This is a genomic window from Aeromonas sp. 600527 (assembly GCF_049175415.1).
Classification (GTDB): domain Bacteria; phylum Pseudomonadota; class Gammaproteobacteria; order Enterobacterales; family Aeromonadaceae; genus Aeromonas; species Aeromonas veronii_A.
On the sequence record NZ_JAAKVA010000001.1, the window covers coordinates 659468 to 681334 of the forward strand.

A 21867-nucleotide genomic window follows, 5' to 3' on the forward strand; every position below is an offset into this window, starting at 1 on the left:
GGGGGTTACCGCCCCCGTGAACCTGTGACCGAATCAAGGAATGTGAAGTGAAACCATCCGTACTGGTTATTGCAACCCTCTCAGCCCTGCTCAGCGCCTGTGGCGGCGGGGAAGATAACGCACCACTGGCCATCCCGGACTACCGGGTCGATGTCGCCCTGCCGACTGCCGGTACCCTGTGCGCCGATCTGGATCAGAACTGGCAATGTGATCCTGCCGATCCTGCCGTCAGCGGCGAAGGAGTTGTGGCCCTGGTCAGCCGTTCGGCCAACATCGTCAACTCGCCCCTGCTGTTCGTACCGAGGAGCGGAGGCCTGCTGCTGGCACATCCGGCCGCCAAAGGGGATCCACAACGGCTGCAACCGACCCTGCTCAGCACCCTGTTGCAGAGCCGCATTGCCGAAGGGCTGGCCGCCGATCGCGCACTGACGCAGCTGCTGGCCGATCTAGCGCCGCTGCAACCGGGCAGCGACCGCGCGGCCCTCGCAGGTCTCGGCCAGTTTGATCAGGCGCTGCAACAGGTGGCGATCAGTTTGCAGCAACAGGCCCGCACACGCCTTGCCAACGCCAAGGAGACCCAGTTGCTCACCACCAGCTATCGCGCCATCAGCCTGATGCTGGCGCAATTGGCTCAGGAGTGGCAGCGCAACGGCCAGTTTGCCGAAGAGACCCAAAGCGAGCTGCTGACCCTGCTGGTGCAGCAGCAGCCACGCAACCTGCTGACCGTCACCGGCGTCACCACCTTCAGCGATGGCAACGACCCGCTGCTGGAACAGGAACCCGCCGACTATCCGGGACAAGATGCCAGCTGGAATCGCACTCGTCCCCAGCTTGCCTATCGCAAACTCGATGATCGCGGTCAGGTTCTCCCCGACAACGCGCCGAGCTGGCAGTGCGTCAAGGATCTCAATACCGGTCTGGTGTGGGAGGTCAAATCGGATGATCCCTTGAGTCCTGACTGGAAAAGCAGACCCTTTGCCTATGAGGATGAGCAGTTCAAGGCGACCACAGGCGAGCAGCAAGCGGCCTACCAGCATATTCATAACAGGATCGAACAGCTCACCGCCGAAGGGGACCTGGCAGCCCTCGCCAGGGCCCAGGCGCTGACCACCCTGCTGACCACCCGCGCGTATCAGCAGTGGCTCAATGGCAAGCAGCGCTGTGGCATCAGCCAGTGGCGGCTACCCACCATGGGTGAGCTGATGTCACTGATGCACTACGGCAGCTTGGCCAGGGACCCGCTGGGTCAGCGCATCATCATGGATACTCGTTACTTCCCGGATATCGCCCCCTCGGAAGAAGGCTTCTTCCATGGTTACTTCTGGAGCGCCACCAGCAACACCGCCCAGCGCTTCTCCGGTGGCCCCATCAGCAAACGCACTGCCCTGTTCCTGGGAGACGATGCGGGCACCACCTATCCCGCGCTGGTGCAGCAAGATACCTATATCGAACTGATGCAGGTACGACTGGTCGCCACTTCCCAATAATCCGAGGAATATCATGAGCCTTTATCGCTTTTCGTTCGCCATGCTAGCACTGCTGGCCCCCCTGGCCCACGGTGCTGCCATTTGTGATGACACCATGGATCGCACCGCCCCCTCTGCCCGTTTTCTTGACCATGGCAACGGCACCGTCACGGATCAACACACCGGCCTCACCTGGATGCGCTGCAAACTGGGGCAGACATGGAGTGGCAACAGTTGCCTGGGGGAACCGACCGTTTACTACTGGCAGCAGGGGTTGCAAGTGGCGGAGCGGATCCGCAGTGACAGCAGCCATGCTCTCTATCACTTCGGCGGTATCAGCCAGTGGCGCCTGCCCGACATCAAGGAGCTGGCGACCCTGGTCGAGCATGCCTGCTACCAGCCCTCTCTCAATGAAGCCATTTTCCCGCGCGCCATGGCGGGGGACGGTAAAGAGGTCAATGAGGGCTATGTCTATCTGATGAGCAGCACGGTAACCTCCGCCAATGGTCAGCGGGCGTATCTGGATATCACCTCGGGAGATATCGGTCTTCGCGCCATTGGCGCCTACCCGGATCAGGTCTTGCTGGTCGCCAATAAACCCTGACCGCCCCACGCTCGAAACCGGAACGCTATGACAGGAGAGGCTTGAAAGCCTCTCTTTTTATTGACTTTTGAGCGTGCCCGTCTCACCCGTCTCCATTTTTCTCACCCCGACTTTCCCAACCCGCAATACCGATCAGCTCTGGTTTCATTCTCGGTATTTACCCCTTTAAGGTGATGGCAAGGATCAGCATTCTTCGCTCTCCCAGCCTTTCTCGCCCACCATAACCAACAAAAAAGTGCGCTTCTTAACAAAATTTAATTACCGGTTAACCGATTAATAATTAACCCGTAAAAATGACATGTAAATCAGTGCGAAAGTGTCATAATGCGTAGCATTATTGTTAAGTCGCTTGATTAATTTGGTTAGGAAAAACCTCTATGTTTGCTGATATTTCTGCTCAACATTGGGCTTTTGCCATTTATGTCATCGGTGCCATCACCATCTGTCTGGTGATGATAGGTCTCGCCGCCCTGCTGGGAGGTCGCGCCTACGGCCGCACCAAGAACAAGCCATTTGAATCTGGTGTCGACTCGGTCGGCAGTGCCCGCCTGCGTTTTTCCGCCAAGTTCTATCTGGTCGCCATGTTCTTCGTCATCTTCGACGTCGAGGCGCTCTACCTGTTTGCCTGGTCTGTTTCCGTGCGGGAGAGCGGCTGGGTCGGCTTTATTGAAGCCACCATTTTCATCGGACTGCTGCTTATCGGCCTGATCTACCTCTGGCGCATCGGCGCACTGGACTGGTCACCGCGCAAACCGCAGTTGAACAACAAAAACAGTGATTGAACCACAGACCCTTTCCTTGAGGTTGCACCATGAAGTACACCCTGACCCGGATTGACCCGGATGCACCCGTTGAGCGCTACCCCCAGGAGCAGCGCCAGACCGTCGATGACCCACTGGCGCAAGAAGCGACGCGCGGCATCATGATGGGCCGCCTCGAGGAGGTGCTGCAAGACACAGTCAACTGGGGCCGCAAAAACTCCCTCTGGCCTTACAACTTCGGCATCTCCTGCTGCTATGTGGAGATGTGTACCGCCTTCACCTCCCCCCACGATGTGGCCCGCTTCGGCGCCGAAGTTATCCGCGCCTCGCCCCGTCAGGCCGACTTCATGGTGATTGCAGGGACCCCCTTCATCAAGATGGCACCGGTCATCCAGCGCCTGTATGAACAGCTGCTCGAACCCAAGTGGGTGATATCCATGGGGGCCTGTGCCAACTCCGGCGGCATGTATGACATCTATTCCGTGGTGCAGGGGGTGGACAAGTTCCTGCCGGTCGACGTCTACATTCCGGGTTGCCCGCCCCGTCCAGAAGCCTTTTTGCAAGCCCTGATGCTGCTGCAGGACTCCATCGGCAAAGAGCGCCGCCCCCTCTCCTGGGTAGTGGGCGATCAGGGGATCTACCGTCCCCAGATGCAGGCCGAAAAAGAGCGCAAGCGCGGCGAACGGATCAATGTGACCAACCTGCGCACGCCGGATGAGATCTGACCATGAAACTGACTCGTGATTTTCCCAGCAATTACGCCATGGCCCAGTGGCAGCCCAGCGACCACAAGGATGCCAAAGTCATTGGCGAACTGTTTGCCCACTTCGGGGCCGAGCACTTCACCGTGCAGACCACGCGCACCGGCGTGCCGGTGGTCTGGCTCCCCCGCGAACTGCTTCAGGATGTGATGGGCTTTTTGCGCAAGGTGCCCTCCCCGTTTGTGATGCTGTTTGATCTCAGCGCCACCGATGAGCGGCTGCGCAGCCATCGCGACGGTCTGCCCCAGAGCGATTTCACCGTCTTCTATCACCTCATCTCCATCGACCGTAACGCCGATGTGATGTTGAAAGTGGCGCTGGCCGAGAGTGACCTGCATCTGCCCACCATCACCAACCACTTCCCAAATGCCAATTGGTACGAGCGGGAAGTGTGGGATCTGATGGGCATCACCTTCGATGGCCACCCCCATCTGACCCGCATCATGATGCCCAAGAGCTGGCAGGGTCACCCGCTGCGCAAGGATTACCCGGCGCGCGCTACCGAATTCGATCCCTTCATGCTCGATGCCGCCAAACAGGACATGGAGCAGGAGAACCTGCTGTTCAAACCGGAAGAGTGGGGCCTGGCCCGCGGCAACGAGAACGAGGACTACATGTTCCTCAACCTCGGCCCCAACCACCCCTCTGCTCACGGCGCCTTCCGGTTGGTGTTGCAGCTCGATGGCGAGGAGATCCGCAACTGCGTGCCCGACATCGGCTACCACCATCGTGGTGCCGAGAAGATGGGCGAGCGCCAGTCCTGGCACAGCTACATCCCCTATACCGACCGGGTCGAGTATCTGGGCGGGGTGATGAACAACCTCCCTTATGTGCTGGCGGTCGAGAAGCTGGCCGGCATCAAGGTGCCCCAGCGGGTCGACATGATCCGGGTGATGATGGCGGAGCTGTTCCGTATCCAGAGCCACCTGTTGTTCCTCGGTACCTATATTCAGGACGTGGGGGCCATGACCCCGGTCTTCTTCACCTTCACCGATCGGCAGAAGATCTACACCATCATCGAAGCGATCACCGGTGCCCGCATGCATCCGGCCTGGTTCCGTATCGGTGGTGTGGCCCACGACTTGCCGAAGGGATGGCAGCGGCTGGTGCAGGACAACCTGTTGAGCTGGTTGCCCAAGCGCTTGATAGATTACGAAAAAGCGGCGATGCGCAACAGCATTCTGCGCGGTCGAACCATAGGCGTCTCGGCCTACACCACCGAGCAGGCGTTGTCCTGGGGCACCACGGGGGCCGGATTGCGCGCCACCGGCCTCAACTTCGACGTGCGCAAGTGGCGTCCCTATTCGGGCTATGACCAGTTCGACTTTGAAGTGCCGGTCGGCAGCAATGGCGATGCCTACGACAGAGCCACCGTGCGGATCGAGGAGATCCGCCAGAGCATGTCGATCATCGAGCAGTGCATGAAGAACATGCCGGAGGGGCCGTTCAAGGCGGATCACCCCCTCACCACTCCGCCGCCCAAAGAGCGCACGCTGCAGCACATCGAGACCCTGATCAACCACTTCCTGCAAGTGTCGTGGGGCCCGGTGATGCCCGCTGCCGAATCGTTCCAGATGATTGAGGCGACCAAGGGCGTCAACAGTTACTACCTGACCAGCGATGGCTCCACCATGAGCTACCGGACCCGGATCCGCACCCCGAGCTTTGCTCACCTGCAGCAGATCCCCTCGGTGATCAAAGGCAGCATGGTGTCGGACCTCATCGTCTATCTGGGCAGTATCGATTTTGTTATGTCGGATGTGGACCGTTAAGTGATCCGCCCTCCCGGCCATGGCCGGGAATCGGGAATAGGGATCGCCGGACGAGCAGTAAAAGGACAAGCCACCAAAGGTCAAGTCATGAGCCAGCAATGTCAGTGTCACAATAATCAGACCCCACAGGGGCAAGGGGCATGCAGCAGCAAACAGGACGACTTCGTTCTGAGCCAGGCTGAACGCGATGCCATCGAACACGAGAAACACCACTACGAAGATCCCCGCGCCGCCAGCATCGAAGCGCTCAAGATCGTGCAGCAGGCCAGAGGCTGGGTACCCGACGGCGCTATTCACGCCATCGCGGCCGAGCTCGGCATTCCCGCCAGCGACGTGGAGGGGGTCGCCACCTTCTATAGCCAGATCTTCCGCCAGCCAGTAGGGCGTCACATCATCCGCGTCTGCGACAGCATGGTCTGCTACATCAATGGCCATGAAGATCTGCTGGCCGGTCTCAAGGAGGTGATGAACCTCGGCCCCGGTCAAACCACCCCGGATGGCCGCTTCACCCTGCTGCCGGTCTGCTGCCTTGGCAACTGCGACAAGGGGCCAGCCATCATGATCGATGACGATACCTATGGCGGCCTCGATCCGGTGACCTTGCTGAAAACCCTGGAGGCTTACCCATGAGCCTGCCGCAGAACAAAATTCTCGCCTCTCTTGGCACCGCCAACCGCACGGCACGCACCGCCGAGACCCACCCGCTCACCTGGCGGCTGCGGGACGACGGCCAGCCGGTGTGGCTGGAGGAGTATCAGGCCAAACAGGGCTATGAAGCCGCCCGCAAGGCGCTCGGCCAGATGAGCCCGGACGAGATCGTCAGTACCGTCAAGGATGCCGGTCTCAAGGGGCGTGGCGGCGCGGGCTTCCCCACGGGTGTGAAGTGGGGGCTGATGCCCAAAGACGAGAGCATGAACATCCGTTACCTGCTCTGCAACGCCGACGAGATGGAGCCCAACACCTGGAAAGATCGCCTGCTGATGGAGCAACTGCCCCATCTGCTGATCGAGGGGATGATCATCAGTGCCCGGGCGCTCAAGGCCTATCGCGGCTATATCTTCCTGCGCGGCGAGTATGTGGATGCTGCAATCCACCTGCGCCGTGCGGTGGAAGAGGCCAAGGCCGCCGGTCTACTGGGCAAGAACATTCTGGGATCCGGTTTTGACTTCGAGCTGTTCGTCCACACCGGCGCCGGCCGCTACATCTGTGGTGAAGAGACGGCGTTGATCAACTCGCTGGAAGGGCGCCGTGCCAACCCGCGCGCCAAACCCCCCTTCCCCGCCGTCTCCGGCGTCTGGGGCAAACCCACCTGCGTCAACAACGTCGAAACCCTCTGCAACGTCCCCGCCATTATCGGCAACGGAGTCGCCTGGTATCACGGGCTGGCGCTGCCGGGCTCGGAAGATCACGGCACCAAGCTGATGGGCTTCTCCGGCAAGGTGAACAACCCCGGGGTCTGGGAGCTGCCCTTTGGCATCACCGCCCGCGAGCTGTTTGAACATTACGCCGGCGGCATGAAGAGCGGCTATCGCCTGAAAGCCTGGCAACCGGGCGGCGCGGGCACCGGTTTCCTGCTGCCGGAGCACCTCGATGCCCAGATGTATACCGCCGGTATCGGCAAGGTCGGCACCCGGATGGGGACCGGCCTCGCCATGGCGGTGGATGACTCCATCAGCATGGTGAGTCTGCTGCGCAACATGGAGGAGTTCTTCGCCCGCGAGTCGTGCGGCTGGTGCACGCCCTGCCGCGACGGCCTGCCCTGGAGCGTCAAGCTGCTGCGGGCACTGGAACGTGGCGAAGGGCAATCCGGCGATCTGGCGACCCTGGAGCAACTCTGCGGTTTCCTTGGCCCGGGCAAGACATTCTGCGCCCACGCACCGGGCGCCGTCGAGCCGCTCGCCAGCGCCATCAAATATTTCCGCTCCGAATTCGAGGCCGGGATCAAAGGCAGCGGTGATAACCGCAAGCCGGTCAAAGGGATCCAGCCCAATCTGCTGGGCGAGCGCTGGTAACGACACCACAGATTTCACAAAACAGGTTTCAGGGAAGTTGTATGGCAACCATTTATGTAGACGGCAAAGAGTACGAGGTAGACGGAGCAGATAACCTGCTGCAAGCCTGTCTGTCGCTGGGTCTGGACGTCCCCTATTTCTGCTGGCATCCGGCGCTGGGTAGCGTTGGCGCCTGCCGCCAGTGTGCGGTCAAACAGTATCAGAATGCCGATGACAAACGCGGTCGTCTGGTCATGTCCTGCATGACCCCGGCCACCGATGGCAGCTACATCGCCATCGAGGATGAAGAGGCTAAAGAATTTCGCAAGAGCGTGGTGGAGTGGCTGATGACCAACCACCCCCACGACTGCCCGGTGTGTGAAGAGGGCGGCGCCTGCCACCTGCAGGATATGACGGTGATGACAGGCCACAACAGCCGTCGCTACCGCTTCACCAAACGCACCCACCAGAATCAGGAGCTGGGCCCCTTCATCGGTCACGAGATGAACCGCTGCATCGCCTGCTACCGCTGCGTCCGCTACTACAAGGATTATGCCGGTGGCGAGGATCTCGGGGTCTATGGTGCCCACGACAACGTCTATTTCGGACGGGTCGAGGATGGCACCCTGGAGAGTGAATTTTCCGGCAACCTGGTGGAGGTCTGCCCCACCGGCGTCTTCACCGACAAGACCCACTCCGAACGTTACAACCGCAAGTGGGACATGCAATTTGCCCCCAGCATCTGCCAGCAATGCTCCGTGGGCTGCAACATCAGCCCGGGCGAGCGTTATGGCGAGCTGCGCCGCATCGAAAACCGCTTCCACGGCAGCGTCAACCACTACTTCCTTTGTGACCGTGGCCGCTTTGGCTATGGCTACGTCAATCTGGCCGACCGCCCGCGCCAACCGCTGCTCAAAGATGGCAACGACCAGCTGACCATCACGGTCGATGGCGCCCTCAACCGCGCCGCCGATGCCCTGCGCAGCGCTAGCAGCCTCATCGGCATCGGCTCGCCCCGCGCCTCGCTGGAGAGCAACTTTGCCCTGCGCGAGCTGGTGGGTGAAGCCAACTTCTACGCAGGCGTCGAGCAGGCCGAGTGGGCCTGTCAGCTGAAGATGCTGCAGATCTTGCAACAGGGCGGCGTGCCAACCCCGAGCCTGCGGGACATGGAAGAGGCCGACGCCATTCTGCTGCTCGGTGAAGATGTCACCATGAGCGCCGCCCGTATCGCGTTGGCGCTGCGCCAAGCCGTCAAGGGCAAGGCCCGCGAGCTGGCCCGCAAGATGAAGGTGGATCTGTGGCAAGTCGCCGCCGTTCAGACCCTGGGGCAGAACGAGCGCTACCCGCTGCTCATCACCAGCCTCGACACCACCCGTCTGGACGATGTGGCGGCCGACAAGCTGCACGCCCCCTATGCCGATCAGGCGCGCATTGGCTTTGCCATCGCCAACCTGCTCGACCCGAGTGCACCGGCCGTGGCCGACCTCTGCCCCGAGCTGCAGGCACAAGCGACTCGCTGGGCCGAGCTGCTCGGCAACGCCAGGAAGCCGCTCATCATTGCAGGCTCCAGTGCCCGCGATGTGGCGCTGGTTGAGGCGGCCAGCAACATTGCCCGCGCCCTGAAAGGCCGAGGTCTGGAAGCCAACATCGCGCTGGTTGGCCAGGAGGCCAACTCGCTGGGTCTGGCCATGCTGGGCGCCCAAACCTTGTCAGACAAGCCACTCGAAGCCGCCCTTGCGCGTATCGAGTCAGAAGAGGGGTTGGCGCTGGTCACCCTGGAGAACGATCTCTACCGCCGCGCGCCGCGCAACCGGGTGGATGCTGCTCTGACACGGCTGCAGCACCTGCTGGTCATCGACCATCAGGCGACCCCGACCGCCAACAAGGCAGATCTGGTGCTGCCAGCGGCCAGTTTTGCCGAGGCCGATGGCACCCTGGTGAACATGGAAGGGCGCGCCCAACGCTTCTTCCAGGTCTATGCACCCGCCTTCTACAACGCCGATATTCAGGTGCGTGAAGGGTGGCGCTGGCTGGCGGCGCTGCAAGGGGCGATCGAACGCAAGCCGCTGCGCTGGCAGAACTTCGACCAGGTCAACCATGACTGCGCCACCAGCAATCCGCTGCTGGCTACCATGCTGGAAGCGGCGCCCAACGCAGGCTTGCGGATCCGTGGCATGCGACTGGCCCGTGAGCCGCATCGTTACAGCGGTCGCACCTCCATGCTGGCGGATCAGAACGTCAGCGAACCGCGGGTAGCGCAAGATCCCGACTCCCCCTTCAACTTCTCCATGGAAGGGTATGCCGGAGCCCGTCAGCCGCTGCCGCAAGTACCGTTCGCCTGGGCGCCGGGCTGGAACTCTCCCTCCGCCTGGAACAAGTTCCAGGATGAAGTGGGTGGCAAACTGCGTGCTGGCGATCCGGGTCGCCGTCTGCTGGAAGCAACAGACCCGCAGGCAGAAGGCAAGGAGCCGCTCGGCTGGTTCACCACCATCCCCGCCCCCTTCAAGGCCGCAGAGGCGCTGCAAGTGGTCAATTATGCCCAGCTGTTTGGCGGTGAGGAGCTCTCCGCTCGCAGCCCGGTTATTCAGGCCCGGATGAATGAACCCGAGCTGGTGCTCAATCCCCTTGATGCAGAGCGTCTGGCCCTGCATGCCGGTAATCAGGTCTCCTTCTCCTGGGGCGGGAGCCACTGGCAACTTCGCCTGCGCCTGAGCGATCAGCTAAGCGCCGGTCTGGTGGGGCTCCCCCTTGGGGTGAACGGCCTGCCGACGGCCCTGCAACAAGCCTCAATCACTAACCTGCAGGAGGTGATCGCATGAGCGAGTCGCTGATCGATCTGTTGCTGGAGGTGGGCAAAGCACTGATCGTGCTGGTGGGGATCGTGGGGGCTGGCGCCTTCATGAGCTTCATCGAGCGCCGTCTGCTGGCCCTGTGGCAGGATCGCTACGGCCCCAACCGTGTGGGGCCGTTTGGTCTGCTCCAGCTGGCCGCCGACATGATCAAGATGTTCTTCAAGGAGGACTGGATCCCGCCCTTCGCCGATCGCCGGATCTTTATCCTGGCCCCCATCATCGCCTTCACTGCCTTTATTCTGGCGTTTGCGGTGGTGCCCATCACCCCCACCTGGGGCGTGGCGGATCTCAATGTGGGGCTGCTCTACATCCTGGCCATCGCAGGGCTGGCGGTCTATGCGGTGCTGTTCGCCGGCTGGTCGAGCAACAACAAATACTCATTGCTTGGCAGCTTGCGCGCCTCGGCCCAGACCCTCTCCTACGAGGTGTTTCTCGGGCTATCCCTGATGGGGATTGTGATCCAGACCGGCAGTTTCAACCTGCGGGATATCGTCGAGGCACAGGCAGACTTGTGGAACGTGGTGCCCCAGATCCTGGGCTTTGTCACCTTCCTGTTTGCCGGTGTCGCCGTCACCCACCGTCACCCGTTCGATCAGCCAGAAGCCGAGCAGGAGCTCGCCGACGGCTATCACATCGAGTATGCGGGGATGAAGTGGGGTCTCTTCTTCGTGGGCGAATATATCGGCATCGTGCTGATCTCCTCGCTCATCGTGACCCTCTTCTTCGGTGGCTGGCACGGCCCCTGGCTGCCCCCCTTCATCTGGTTTGCCCTGAAGACCGCCTGTTTCATGGTGTTCTTCATCCTGCTGCGGGCCTCCCTGCCTCGCCCGCGCTTTGACCAGGTGATGTCGTTTGGCTGGAAAGTCTGCTTGCCGCTGACCCTGATCAATATGCTGGTCACCGCGGCAGTTGTACTGATAAGTACGCAGTGAGGCACTCAATATGAAAATTGTTAGCATTATTCAGGGTGTCGGCACCCAGTTACGCAGTCTGGCCATGGTCTTCTCCCATGCCTGGCGGCCCCGTGAAACCCTCAACTATCCGGAGCAGGCAGTCTATGCGGCCCCCCGCTACCGCGGTCGCATCGTGCTGACCCGCGACCCCGACGGGGACGAGCGCTGCGTGGCCTGCAACCTCTGCGCAGTTGCCTGCCCGGTCGGCTGCATCTCGCTGCAAAAATCCGAGCGGGAAGATGGTCGCTGGTATCCGGAGTTCTTTCGCATCAACTTCTCTCGCTGCATCTTCTGCGGCCTGTGTGAAGAGGCTTGCCCCACCACCGCCATCCAGCTGACACCGGATTTCGAGATGGGTGAGTATCGCCGCCAGGATCTGGTGTACGAGAAGGAGGATCTGCTGATCAGCGGGCCCGGCAAATACCCGGACTACAACTTCTATCGCATGAGCGGGATGGCCATCGACGGTAAGCCGAAAGGGGATGCCGAAAACGAAGCCAAGCCCATCGATGTCAAGAGCCTGCTGCCCTGAGGAGTCAATCATGGAACTGGCATTTTATGCCTCGGCCCTGGTGGCCATTTACAGCACGCTGCGGGTGATCAGCACCAGCAATCCCATGCATGCGCTGCTCAATCTCATCATCTCCCTCATCGCCGTGGCCATGATCTTCTTCTGCCTGGGTGCCGCCTTTGCGGGCGCCCTGCAGGTGATCGTCTACGCCGGCGCCATCATGGTGCTGTTCGTGTTCGTGGTAATGATGCTGAACCTGGGGAGTGCCCAGGCACAGGAGAAAAAGTGGCTCACCCCCATGACCTGGGGGGGCCCAGCCCTGCTCTCGCTGATCCTGCTGGGCTTTCTGGCCCACGGCATTCTCGGGGTGACCGGGGGCCTGATCGGAGTGACCGAGGTGACCGCCAAGCAGGTAGGTGTCGAGCTCTTTGGCCCCTATGTGCTGGCGGTGGAGCTTGCCTCCATCCTGCTGCTGGCGGGTCTGGTAACCGCCTATCACCTGGGTCGGGAAGAGAAGAGCGGTGAAGTGCTCTCCGTCCCCCGCACAGCATCCCGCTCTGCACAAGAAGGAGGTCAGCAATGAATGGAATCCCTATGGAGCACGGCCTCCTGCTGGCCGCGGTGCTCTTCTGCATCGGCTTGTGCGGTCTGCTGATCCGCCGCAACCTGCTCTACATCCTGATGAGTATCGAGATCATGATGAATGCCTCGGCACTGGCGTTTGTGGTGGCGGGTAGCCGCTGGGCCCAGGCCGATGGCCAGATCATGTATATCTTGGTGATTTCTCTGGCGGCAGCGGAGGCCAGTATCGGCCTTGCCCTGTTACTGCTGCTCTATCGTCGTTACCACACCCTGAACGTGGACACTGTGAGTGAGATGCGCGGATGAGCCTCTTATATCTGACTTTTCTATTTCCGCTGCTGGGATGGCTGGTATTGGCCTTCTCCCTCGGCCGGTTTGGCGAGCGTACCTCGGCGCTGATCGGGGTGGGCTCCATTGGCCTGTCGGCCCTCACTACCCTGTGGGTGGGCATCGACTTTCTGGGCAACCCGCCCGAGGGGGGCGTCTATGTCCAGCGCCTGTGGCAATGGATGGCGGTGGGCAACTTTACCCCGAGCTTCTCGCTGGCACTGGATGGCCTGTCGCTGACCATGCTGGGGGTAGTGACCGGGGTGGGTTTCTTTATCCACCTGTTCGCCTCCTGGTATATGCGCGGTGAAGAGGGCTACTCCCGCTTCTTTACCTACACCAACCTCTTTATCGCCAGCATGCTGTTTCTGGTACTGGCCGATGACCTGCTGTTTGTCTACCTCGGCTGGGAAGGGGTAGGGCTGTGCAGCTATCTGCTGATCGGCTTCTACAACAAGGATCGCAACAACGGAGCGGCGGCCCTCAAGGCATTTGTCGTGACCCGGGTGGGTGATGTCTTCCTCGCCATCGGCCTGTTTATCCTCTATCGGGAACTGGGCACCCTCAATATCCACGAGCTGCTGGTTCGTGCCCCGACCCTGTTTGCCGAGGGCTCCCCTGCCCTGTCGCTGGCCTGCCTGATGCTCTTGGGCGGCGCAGTCGGCAAATCGGCCCAGCTGCCGCTGCAAACCTGGCTGGCGGATGCGATGGCAGGCCCGACCCCGGTCTCCGCGCTGATCCACGCCGCCACCATGGTGACCGCCGGTGTCTACCTGATTGCACGTACCCACGGCCTGTTCCTGCTGGCGCCAGAGATCCTCCATCTGGTCGGACTGGTTGGCGCCATCACCCTGGTGCTGGCAGGCTTTGCCGCGCTGGTTCAGACCGATATCAAGCGGATCCTCGCCTACTCCACCATGAGCCAGATTGGCTACATGTTTCTGGCACTGGGTGTCGGCGCATGGGAAGGGGCCATCTTCCACCTGATGACCCACGCCTTCTTCAAGGCGCTGCTGTTCCTCTCCGCCGGTGCCGTTATCGTTGCCTGCCACCATGAGCAGAACATCTTCAAGATGGGTGGCCTGCGCAAGAGTTTGCCGCTGGTCTATGCCTGCTTCCTGGTGGGGGGCTCGGCGCTGGCGGCGTTGCCGCTGGTCACTTCCGGTTTCTACAGTAAGGACGCCATCCTGTGGCAAGTAGAAGCCTCTGGCCAAAGCGCGCTGCTGTGGGCAGGTCTGGTAGGGGCATTCCTCACCTCGCTCTATACCTTCCGGCTGATCTTTATCGCCTTCCATGGCAAAGAGCAGACCAAAGCCCACGCTGGTCACGGTCTGGCTCACCATCTGCCGCTGCTGGTGCTGCTGGTGCTTTCTACCGGCATAGGCGCGCTGATCACCCCGCCACTGGCAGGTGTACTGCCCGCAGGCCCGGGGGACCATATCGAAGAGGGTCGCCATGCACTGGAGGTAGCCTCCGGCATCATCGCCATTGCGGGCATCACGCTGGCCGCGTTTCTGTTCCTTGGTGAGCGCCGTCTGGCCACCGCCATTGCCAACAGCGCGCCAGGCCGCCTGCTCAGCACCCTCTGGTTCAACGCCTGGGGCTTTGACTGGCTCTACGACCAGCTGTGGGTCAAACCCTATCTGCTGGCGACCCGGCTGCTGGCCCGAGACCCGCTGGACTGGATGATGGGCCTGCCCGCCTGGTTTGCCCTGCGGGGCAACCAGCTGCTGGCCTGGACAGTCACCGGCAAGTTGCGCTGGTATGCCGCCTCCATGGGGATCGGCGCCGTGCTGGTGCTGGCGCTGTTGCTGTTGGGGTAACGCGATGAACAACACGAAGACCGTACAGCCGGGCTGTTTGCTCTCCCTGATGGAACAGGGAGCGCAATCTCATATGAACTTGAACGAGAGCTGATACCGTGACCTTACTCTGGATCTTGCTAATTCCTTTTATCGGCGGCTTGCTCTGCTGGCAGATGGAGCGTCTCGGCGGGCAGTTTGTCCGCTGGGTAGCCCTCCTCTCCATGAGCGCCAGCCTGCTGCTCTCCTGTGCCATCTGGCTAAGTGGTGACTTCTCCCTTGCCACCACGGGTCTCGACAGCGCGGGCGTCTCCGGTGCTGCCTCCGCCTGGGCCGCCGAGTGGCGCCTGCCGTGGATCCCGCGCTTCGGCATCTCTTTGCATCTGGCGGTGGATGGCCTGTCGCTCTTGATGGTGATCCTCACCTGCTTTATCGGGGTACTGGCCATTCTCTGTTCGTGGAAAGAGATCGTGCAACGCATCGGCTTCTTCCATCTGAACCTGCTCTGGATCCTGGGTGGCGTGCTCGGCGTCTTTATGGCGCTGGATCTGTTCCTCTTCTTCTTCTTCTGGGAGATGATGCTGGTTCCCATGTACTTCCTGATTGCGCTCTGGGGCCATTCGGTCACTGACGGCAAATCACGGATCAACGCGGCGACCAAGTTCTTCATCTACACCCAGGTGAGCGGCCTGATCATGCTGGTGGCCATCATCGGGCTGGTGCTGACCCACCAGCATGCTACCGGTGTCTTCACCTTCAACTATCTAGATCTGCTCAATACCCCGATGAGCAAGGGTGTACAGTGGCTGCTGATGCTGGGCTTCTTCATCGCCTTCGCGGTCAAGATGCCGCTGGTGCCGCTGCACGGCTGGCTGCCGGATGCCCATAGTCAGGCGCCGACCGCAGGCTCCGTGGACCTCGCCGGTATTTTGCTGAAAACCGCGGCCTATGGTCTGCTGCGCTTTGCCCTGCCCCTCTTCCCGGAGGCCTCCGCCGAATTTGCTCCCTACGCCATGGTGCTGGGTCTTGTCGGCATCGTGTATGGCGCCATCGTGGCCTTTGCCCAGACCGACATTAAACGCCTGGTGGCCTACACCAGCATCTCCCACATGGGTTTTGTGATGATCGCTATCTACTCAGGTAGCGAAGTGGCCCTGCAGGGTGCCGTTGTGCAGATGATCGCCCACGGTCTCTCGGCTGCCGGCCTCTTTATCCTCTGCGGTCAGCTCTACGAGCGGTTGCACACTCGGGATCTGCGCCAGATGGGCGGCCTGTGGGGACGCCTGCGCTATCTGCCCGGCGTGATGCTCTTCTTCTCGGTAGCGTCGCTCGGCATGCCGGGCACCGGCAACTTTGTCGGCGAGTTCCTGATCCTGGTCGGCAGCTTCCAGGTTGCCCCTGTCATCACGGCGGTCGCCACCTTCGGTTTGGTACTGGCCTCGGTCTACTCCCTCATCATGTTGCAGCGCGCCTGCTTTGGCCCCGCCAAGGATGAGAGCATGCTCAAGGGACTGGATCGCCGCGAGCTGACCATGATGATGGTGATCGCGGGCCTGCTGGTTCTGCTTGGCCTCTATCCCCAACCCGTGATTGACACCGCCAGCAGCAGCCTTATCAACGTGCTGCACTGGTATCTGCTGCCGACTGCTGGAGCCCTGCAATGACTTTCTCCGCTTCCCAACTGCTGGCACTGCTTCCCCTGCTGTTGACCACCGGGGCCATGGCGGCCCTGATGCTGGCCATCGCCTGGCGCCGCTGTGTCACCACCGCCTTTACCGTGACCATCGTTGGCCTCAACCTTGCTCTGTTCTCGCTGCCCATCGTGATGGCGCAAGGGGATCAGGGGGTCACCCCGCTGCTGCAAGTGGACAGTTACGCCGTCTTCTACATGGGACTGGTGCTCATCGGCGCCCTGGCCACCTGCACCTTCGGTCAATCGTGGCTGAAAGCCTACCCGGACAACCGGGAGGAGTTCTTCCTGCTGCTGCTGATCGCCACTGCCGGTGGTCTGGTGCTGGCCTGCTCCCGTCACCTCGCCTCTCTCTTTATCGGGATCGAGATGCTGACCCTGCCGATGTTCGGTCTGGTGGGTTACGCCTACCGCGAGCGCCACTCGCTGGAAGCGGCAGTGAAGTACATGGTGCTCTCTGCCGCAGCTACCGCCTTCCTGCTGTTTGGCATGGCGCTGCTCTATGCACAGGCAGGCAGCCTGAGCTTTGCAGCCCTGGGGCAGACCCTGGCCGAGAGCCCGGCTCACCACCCGCTGTTGATGGGCGGTTTGGGGCTGATGCTGGTCGGCTTTGCCTTTAAACTCTCCCTGGCCCCCTTCCACCTCTGGACCCCGGATGTCTACGAAGGTGCCCCGGCACCGGTCGCCACCTTCCTCGCCACCGTCAGCAAGGTGGCGGTCTTTGCCGTGCTGCTGCGCTTCTATCTGGCGGTACCGGCGGCGAGCGATCCCATGATCCACTGGCTGCTGGCAGCCATGGCGGTTATCTCCATCCTGGTCGGCAACCTGCTGGCCCTGGTGCAGACCAACGTGAAACGGATGCTGGGTTACTCCTCCATCTCCCACTTCGGTTACCTGCTGACGGTGATCGTGGCGAGCCGATTCGGCCAGATGCCGGTGGAAGCGGCCGGGGTCTACCTGCTGATGTATCTGTTCACCAGCCTGGGTGCCTTTGGGGTGGTGAGCATGATGTCAAGCCCCTATCGCGGCAAGGATGCAGACTCCCTGCACAGCTATCGCGGTCTGTTCTGGAAGCGTCCTTACCTCACAGCCGTACTGACGGTGATGATGTTGTCACTCGCGGGCATCCCGATGACCCTCGGCTTTATCGGCAAGTTCTACCTCATCGGCGTCACCGTCGAGGCGCAGCTCTGGTGGCTCTCCGGCGCCATCGTGCTCGGCAGCGCACTGGGTCTCTACTACTACCTCAAGGTGATGGTGACCCTCTATCTGCGCGAACCAGGCATGCAGCAGCGGGATGCCAGCGCCGACTGGGCACTCTCCTCCGGTGGTGTGGTAGTGCTGCTCTCTGCCGCACTGGTGGTCTTGCTCGGCCTCTACCCACAACCCGTCATCTCTCTGGTACAGGGTTTCCAGAACGTGGTACTGCAGTAATATCAAACAACCTCTCAATCAAAACCGGTCCCTGTGGCCGGTTTTTTATTGCCACATAACCGATACCCCCTGCCACGACTCAAATTTGCCTGTCTTTAGAAAGGCTTATACTGACACATCAAATATTGATGGGTATTCAGCCAGCCCCCTTGCTGATATATTGATGACTGGCAGGAATGGAGTTCCGAGCGATGATGCAGCCTACTTTTCATCAATTTGATGCGCATCCACTGACCGATACACTGCTTCCCTACCGAGGGGGACGACTCGATGTGTTGCTGGCCGAGCGGGATGCCGCACGTGTTGCCGAACTGCAGCAGCAGTGTCAGCGCCTCGATATTCAGCTCTGTGGCGCCATCTTTCCAAGCCTGGTCAGCCGACATGGTTTCCACGAACGGGGGGCCTGGCTGTTGCCCAGATCCACATCTCACAACCCTCTGCTGATCCCGCTCTCTTCTACAGCCAGCGCCGATGAACTGGCCGCCATCATCTGCGAGCGACTGGCCTCCAGACTTTCCGAGTGGCCGGATGCACAGAAAATTCCTACCCTCTTTCTCACTTTCGACGCCATGATCCCCAATATCGCCTCCATTCTTGAAGGGCTCTATTTGCGGCTGGCAGATAGGGTCAACTATGCCGGCGTCAATGCGGGCAGCGGTCAGTTCACTGCCATGCCCTGCCTGTTTGATACCCGGACATTGCTGGATCATGGGGTCAGTTGTGTACTGCTTCCCCACCAAAGTTACTCCCTGCTCGAGCACGGCTACCAGCTCACTGCTCAACCCATGCTTGCCACCAGCAGCGAGGGCAACAAGATCTCCTTTATCGACTGGGAACCCGCCTTCAGCCGCTATCAATCCCTGATCCGGCAGCAATTCCAGCAGAACCTCACCCCGGAGCAGTTCTACCAGTACGGCGTCCACTTGCCGCTCGGGTTGCTCAGAGCCAATGGCGATGTAATCGTGCGGATCCCGGTCGCCGTCACCGAAGAGGGTGCCCTGCTCTGCGTGGGAGAGGTCCCTGACCACAGTATTCTCACGCTGCTCAAGGCGCCGCAAAGTCCGACAACCCATGCCATTGAGCTGGCCGGAAAACTCAGCCAGCATGGTGTGCCTGAATACATCGAGCTCTACTACTGCGCCGGGCGTCAGCAGCACTTCGGTACGCAGAGTGCGCTTGAGCTGGAAACCCTCTTCACTCACAGTGGGGCACATGAATTGGCTGGTGCCCTCTCCCTTGGTGAAATAGGGAGCCTGCGACCAGGGGACTACCCGCTGTTTCACAACGGCGCCATTCTCTGCAACGGGGAGGGACCGCGGTGAACAACGATCACGCCATGGCCATTGTCTGCGATCTCGCCCTCTGTATTGGTCGGGAGGTCACACTCGATGCCCTGCTCACCAAGGTGTTGCAGCGTTTTATGTTTCACTGTGCCACACCGGTTGGTGTGGTATTGCAGCAGCAACGGGAAGGATATGAGCTGCTCAAGGTCATTGGTGATGATCAGCTATCCCGGCACTGTGGCTCTCGGCTCTCCTTGCCGACCTGGGTTGGTGAAGGAGATCAGTGTGCGCTGCAAACAACTGTGCCTCTCCCCGGTGGCCGGCCATACCACTTTGCCTATCGGCTCAGGGTTGACGGGGGATATCTCATCTTGCTGCTGGCACCCCACCCCCAGCAGCATACTGTACCGGTCTGCCATCTGTTCAGCCCGGTACTTGGTAATCTGGCTCGAGCCATCCAGCTATGCAAGGACAGCGAACAGCTCGCCAGGCGCCAGCAGGCCGAGCTGGTCGACATGCAGCGCCTCAACGAGTCCCTGCTCAAGGCCATCCCCATCCCGGTATTCTACAAGGATGTTGAAGGGCGCTTTATCAGTTGCAACCCTGCCTTTACTCAAGTGACCGGGATCAGCAGGACCGATCTGCAGGGGAAGCGAGTAGACGAAATCCTGCCGCCAGAGATGGCGGACGAATATACCCAACGTGACATGGAGGTGCTGCGCAGCAGGCAGCCGCAATATTTCGAACATACGCTGTTTGATCGCAGCGGCCACCGCTACCAGGTGCTGAACTTCAAGGATCTCTTCTATGACCATCAGGGCGAGGTGGCAGGTATCATCGGCGCCTTGGTCGACATCACTCATATCAAGGAGAGCGAGCAGCGCCAGCGCACCCTGCTGTTTCAGACCATAGCGGCCCTCTCCTCCGCGATTGCCCACAAAGATCCGGTCACGGCAGGACACGAACGGCGCGTGCACGATCTCGCGCTGGCCATCGGTCAACAGCTGCAACTGCCGCAGGAGCAGCTGGATGGGCTGGGCCTTGCGGCCATGGTGCACAACATCGGCCTGTTGCAGATCCCAGCAGAGATCCTCACCCGCCCACGGGAACTGAGACAGGTGGAGTTCGAACTGATCAAACAGCATCCGGAGACAGGTCGCGAGATCCTGCAACAAATTGACTTCCCCTGGCCCATCACCACCATAGTGCAGCAGCACCATGAAAACATGGATGGTAGTGGCTACCCGCAGGGGCTGCAGGGGGATGCCATCTCTCTGGAGGCGAGAATTATACGGGTCGCCGACTCCCTCGCCGCCATGACGGCCCACCGTCCGTTCCGGCGTGCCCTCCCCCTCACCGAAGCCTTCGCCGAGCTGACGCGCTATGCCGGAGTGCATTACGATGAACGGGTGGTCGATGCCTGTTTCGCCGTCTGGCAAGCGGGCTACCGCTTTACTACCACCTGACTCTGGTTGCACCAAGATGATGTTTAAAAATATACCGCCATCCACTCAGCCACCGGGCGTCAGCGATCACCCTACCGCAGCCCTGCTCCATCAGGTGATGGAACAGCTGCCCTATCGCGTCCTGCTGAAAGATACCCGTTCACACTTCATCGCCTGCAACCGTCTCTTGGCCAACGATCTTGCCCTCACCCCGGCAGAGCTGGTTGGCAAGTGTGATGCCGACTTTTTTCCGGCCGAACTGGCACAACGCTATCGGGATGATGATCTCCAGGTCATGGCCAGCGGCAAAACCCGGCATCACGAAGAACCCTATCTGAAGGGAGGGGAAGGCCGCTGGCTCAGTACCACCAAGTTTCCCCTGTACGATGAGCTGGGCAAGGTGATCGGCGTCGGTGTCTTTTTCGAAGATATTACCGACCAGAAGCAGCAGCAGGAGCGTCTCCAGCAATATACCTGGACGCTTGAAGCCATTACCCGCGCCCACCATGCCATGCTCAAGCAGGGGGACGAGCAGACACTACTGCAGGAGATCTGCGATGCCATCACCTTCGATGGTCGCTTTCCTCTGGTGATCGTGCTGCAGGCCGCTGATCAGGACAGAATGCAGATCCTGGCGCAGGCAGGTCAGGCTATCTGGTTTGCCAGCGATGACTGGCTCACCCGGGATGTGGCCCTGATCCGGGCCATCAGCTCAGGCGAGATGCTTAACGAAGCACTCGGCATCGAACTGGTTCACCACTCCGCCACCCTGAGGGGCCGGCTGCTGCTGCCATTACCGTGGCAAGCCGCAGTGCCAGGTGGCCTGCTTATTCACAGCACGCAGGCCAGAGCCTTCACCGATGAGGAAGTACACCTCTTCAACGGACTGGCTGACTACCTGACATATGGCCTGCAAGCTCGTCGTACCCAGCAAGCCTATCTCGCCGCTCAGCGAGAAAAAGCCATGCATGCCCGCCAACTGGAGCTGGCCCTGGAGGATGCGCTGGGAGCCATCGCTGCCGTGCTGGAACAACGCGATCCCTACACCGCTGGTCACCAGAAGCACGTCGCTACTCTGGCGTTGGCCATCGGTCGGGAACTGGGGCTGGGTGACAAACAGTTACGTGGTCTTTATCTGGGCGCCATGGTGCACGATATCGGTAAAATCCAGGTGCCTGTCGAGATCCTGACCAAACCGGGCAAGCTGACCCCCCAGGAGTTCAATCTGGTCAAGGAGCACCCGACGGCAGGTTATCTGGTGCTCAAGGATATTGCTCTACCCTGGCCCATCGCCCGGATGATCCACCAGCACCACGAGTATCTGGACGGTTCCGGCTATCCAGGGAAGCTAAAGGGGGATGAGATCCTGCTGGAGGCCCGCATCCTCACCGTCGCCGATATCGTCGAATCCATGTCCTCGGATCGTCCCTATCGCGCCGCCCTCGGCATTCCCCAAGCAAGGGAGCAGATCATCCAGATGCGTGGCCATCAGCTCGATGCGGATGTGGTGGATGCCTGTCTGCGGATCCTAGACCGGGGAGACTTTATCCCCCAACCGCTCGGCAAGCCGTAACGACACGGATAAAAAAACCGGCCAATTGGCCGGTTTCTGTTTTTATGCGCTGGTGCTGTC

General features: G+C 60.7%; 18 protein-coding genes. All 18 read left to right on the forward strand.

The features are described from left to right. Window positions 1–47 precede the first annotated feature (47 nt). The 18 genes from G5154_RS02815 to G5154_RS02900 all read left to right on the forward strand — a co-directional run bounded on the left by G5154_RS02815 (window position 48) and on the right by G5154_RS02900 (window position 21807). Entirely contained in the window at window positions 48–1487 is a 1440-nt protein-coding gene (locus G5154_RS02815; RefSeq protein ID WP_421250281.1) for a DUF1566 domain-containing protein, read from the forward strand. Window positions 1488–1500: 13 nt separating this feature from the next. Next, window positions 1501–2070, forward strand: a complete 570-nt coding sequence (locus G5154_RS02820; RefSeq protein WP_421250282.1) for a DUF1566 domain-containing protein — start codon at window positions 1501–1503, stop codon at window positions 2068–2070. 377 nt (window positions 2071–2447) lie between these two features. After that, window positions 2448–2852: an NADH-quinone oxidoreductase subunit A gene (locus G5154_RS02825; RefSeq protein ID WP_005344919.1), complete on the forward strand. Its 405-nt coding sequence runs from the start codon at window positions 2448–2450 to the stop codon at window positions 2850–2852. Window positions 2853–2881: 29 nt separating this feature from the next. Continuing rightward, entirely contained in the window at window positions 2882–3556 is a 675-nt protein-coding gene (locus G5154_RS02830) for a NuoB/complex I 20 kDa subunit family protein (RefSeq protein WP_005344917.1), read from the forward strand. Between the two features lie 2 nt (window positions 3557–3558). Continuing rightward, entirely contained in the window at window positions 3559–5364 is a 1806-nt protein-coding gene (gene nuoC / locus G5154_RS02835) for an NADH-quinone oxidoreductase subunit C/D (protein WP_103251695.1), read from the forward strand. Window positions 5365–5451: 87 nt separating this feature from the next. Next, window positions 5452–5994 carry an NADH-quinone oxidoreductase subunit NuoE gene (gene nuoE, locus G5154_RS02840; RefSeq protein ID WP_005337236.1) on the forward strand — a complete coding sequence of 181 codons (543 nt, stop codon included), beginning with the start codon at window positions 5452–5454 and terminating at the stop codon, window positions 5992–5994. Further along, window positions 5991–7376, forward strand: a complete 1386-nt coding sequence (gene nuoF, locus G5154_RS02845) for an NADH-quinone oxidoreductase subunit NuoF (RefSeq protein ID WP_421250283.1) — start codon at window positions 5991–5993, stop codon at window positions 7374–7376. The genes nuoE and nuoF overlap by 4 nt, the downstream gene beginning before the upstream one ends. Before the next feature lie 41 nt (window positions 7377–7417). Beyond that, the gene (gene nuoG, locus G5154_RS02850) at window positions 7418–10174 is read left to right on the forward strand and encodes an NADH-quinone oxidoreductase subunit NuoG (protein ID WP_421250284.1); all 2757 of its coding nucleotides are present in this window, start codon (window positions 7418–7420) and stop codon (window positions 10172–10174) included. Further along, window positions 10171–11139 carry an NADH-quinone oxidoreductase subunit NuoH gene (gene nuoH / locus G5154_RS02855; RefSeq protein WP_005337244.1) on the forward strand — a complete coding sequence of 323 codons (969 nt, stop codon included), beginning with the start codon at window positions 10171–10173 and terminating at the stop codon, window positions 11137–11139. Before nuoG ends, nuoH begins: the two co-directional genes overlap by 4 nt. A 10-nt stretch (window positions 11140–11149) precedes the next feature. After that, entirely contained in the window at window positions 11150–11692 is a 543-nt protein-coding gene (gene nuoI, locus G5154_RS02860) for an NADH-quinone oxidoreductase subunit NuoI (protein WP_005337245.1), read from the forward strand. Between the two features lie 10 nt (window positions 11693–11702). Next, window positions 11703–12254 (forward strand): NADH-quinone oxidoreductase subunit J, encoded by a 552-nt coding sequence (gene nuoJ / locus G5154_RS02865; protein ID WP_005359828.1) that lies wholly within the window; start codon window positions 11703–11705, stop codon window positions 12252–12254. Beyond that, a complete protein-coding gene (nuoK, locus tag G5154_RS02870; RefSeq protein WP_005337247.1) occupies window positions 12251–12559 on the forward strand; it encodes an NADH-quinone oxidoreductase subunit NuoK in 309 nt (102 codons plus the stop codon). The genes nuoJ and nuoK overlap by 4 nt, the downstream gene beginning before the upstream one ends. Further along, entirely contained in the window at window positions 12556–14403 is a 1848-nt protein-coding gene (gene nuoL, locus G5154_RS02875) for an NADH-quinone oxidoreductase subunit L (RefSeq protein WP_421250285.1), read from the forward strand. Before nuoK ends, nuoL begins: the two co-directional genes overlap by 4 nt. 98 nt (window positions 14404–14501) lie before the next feature. Continuing rightward, on the forward strand, window positions 14502–16046 hold the full coding sequence (gene nuoM / locus G5154_RS02880) for an NADH-quinone oxidoreductase subunit M (RefSeq protein WP_421250286.1): 1545 nt from the start codon (window positions 14502–14504) through the stop codon (window positions 16044–16046). Then, entirely contained in the window at window positions 16043–17506 is a 1464-nt protein-coding gene (nuoN, locus tag G5154_RS02885) for an NADH-quinone oxidoreductase subunit NuoN (protein ID WP_421250287.1), read from the forward strand. The genes nuoM and nuoN overlap by 4 nt, the downstream gene beginning before the upstream one ends. Window positions 17507–17697: 191 nt before the next feature. Next, complete coding sequence (locus tag G5154_RS02890; RefSeq protein ID WP_216978569.1) at window positions 17698–18828, forward strand: FIST signal transduction protein; 1131 nt, start codon at window positions 17698–17700, stop codon at window positions 18826–18828. Further along, window positions 18825–20255 (forward strand): HD domain-containing phosphohydrolase, encoded by a 1431-nt coding sequence (locus tag G5154_RS02895; RefSeq protein ID WP_216978568.1) that lies wholly within the window; start codon window positions 18825–18827, stop codon window positions 20253–20255. The genes G5154_RS02890 and G5154_RS02895 overlap by 4 nt, the downstream gene beginning before the upstream one ends. Before the next feature lie 16 nt (window positions 20256–20271). Continuing rightward, the gene (locus G5154_RS02900) at window positions 20272–21807 is read left to right on the forward strand and encodes an HD domain-containing phosphohydrolase (protein WP_254204468.1); all 1536 of its coding nucleotides are present in this window, start codon (window positions 20272–20274) and stop codon (window positions 21805–21807) included. The last annotated feature ends 60 nt before the right edge of the window (window positions 21808–21867 follow it).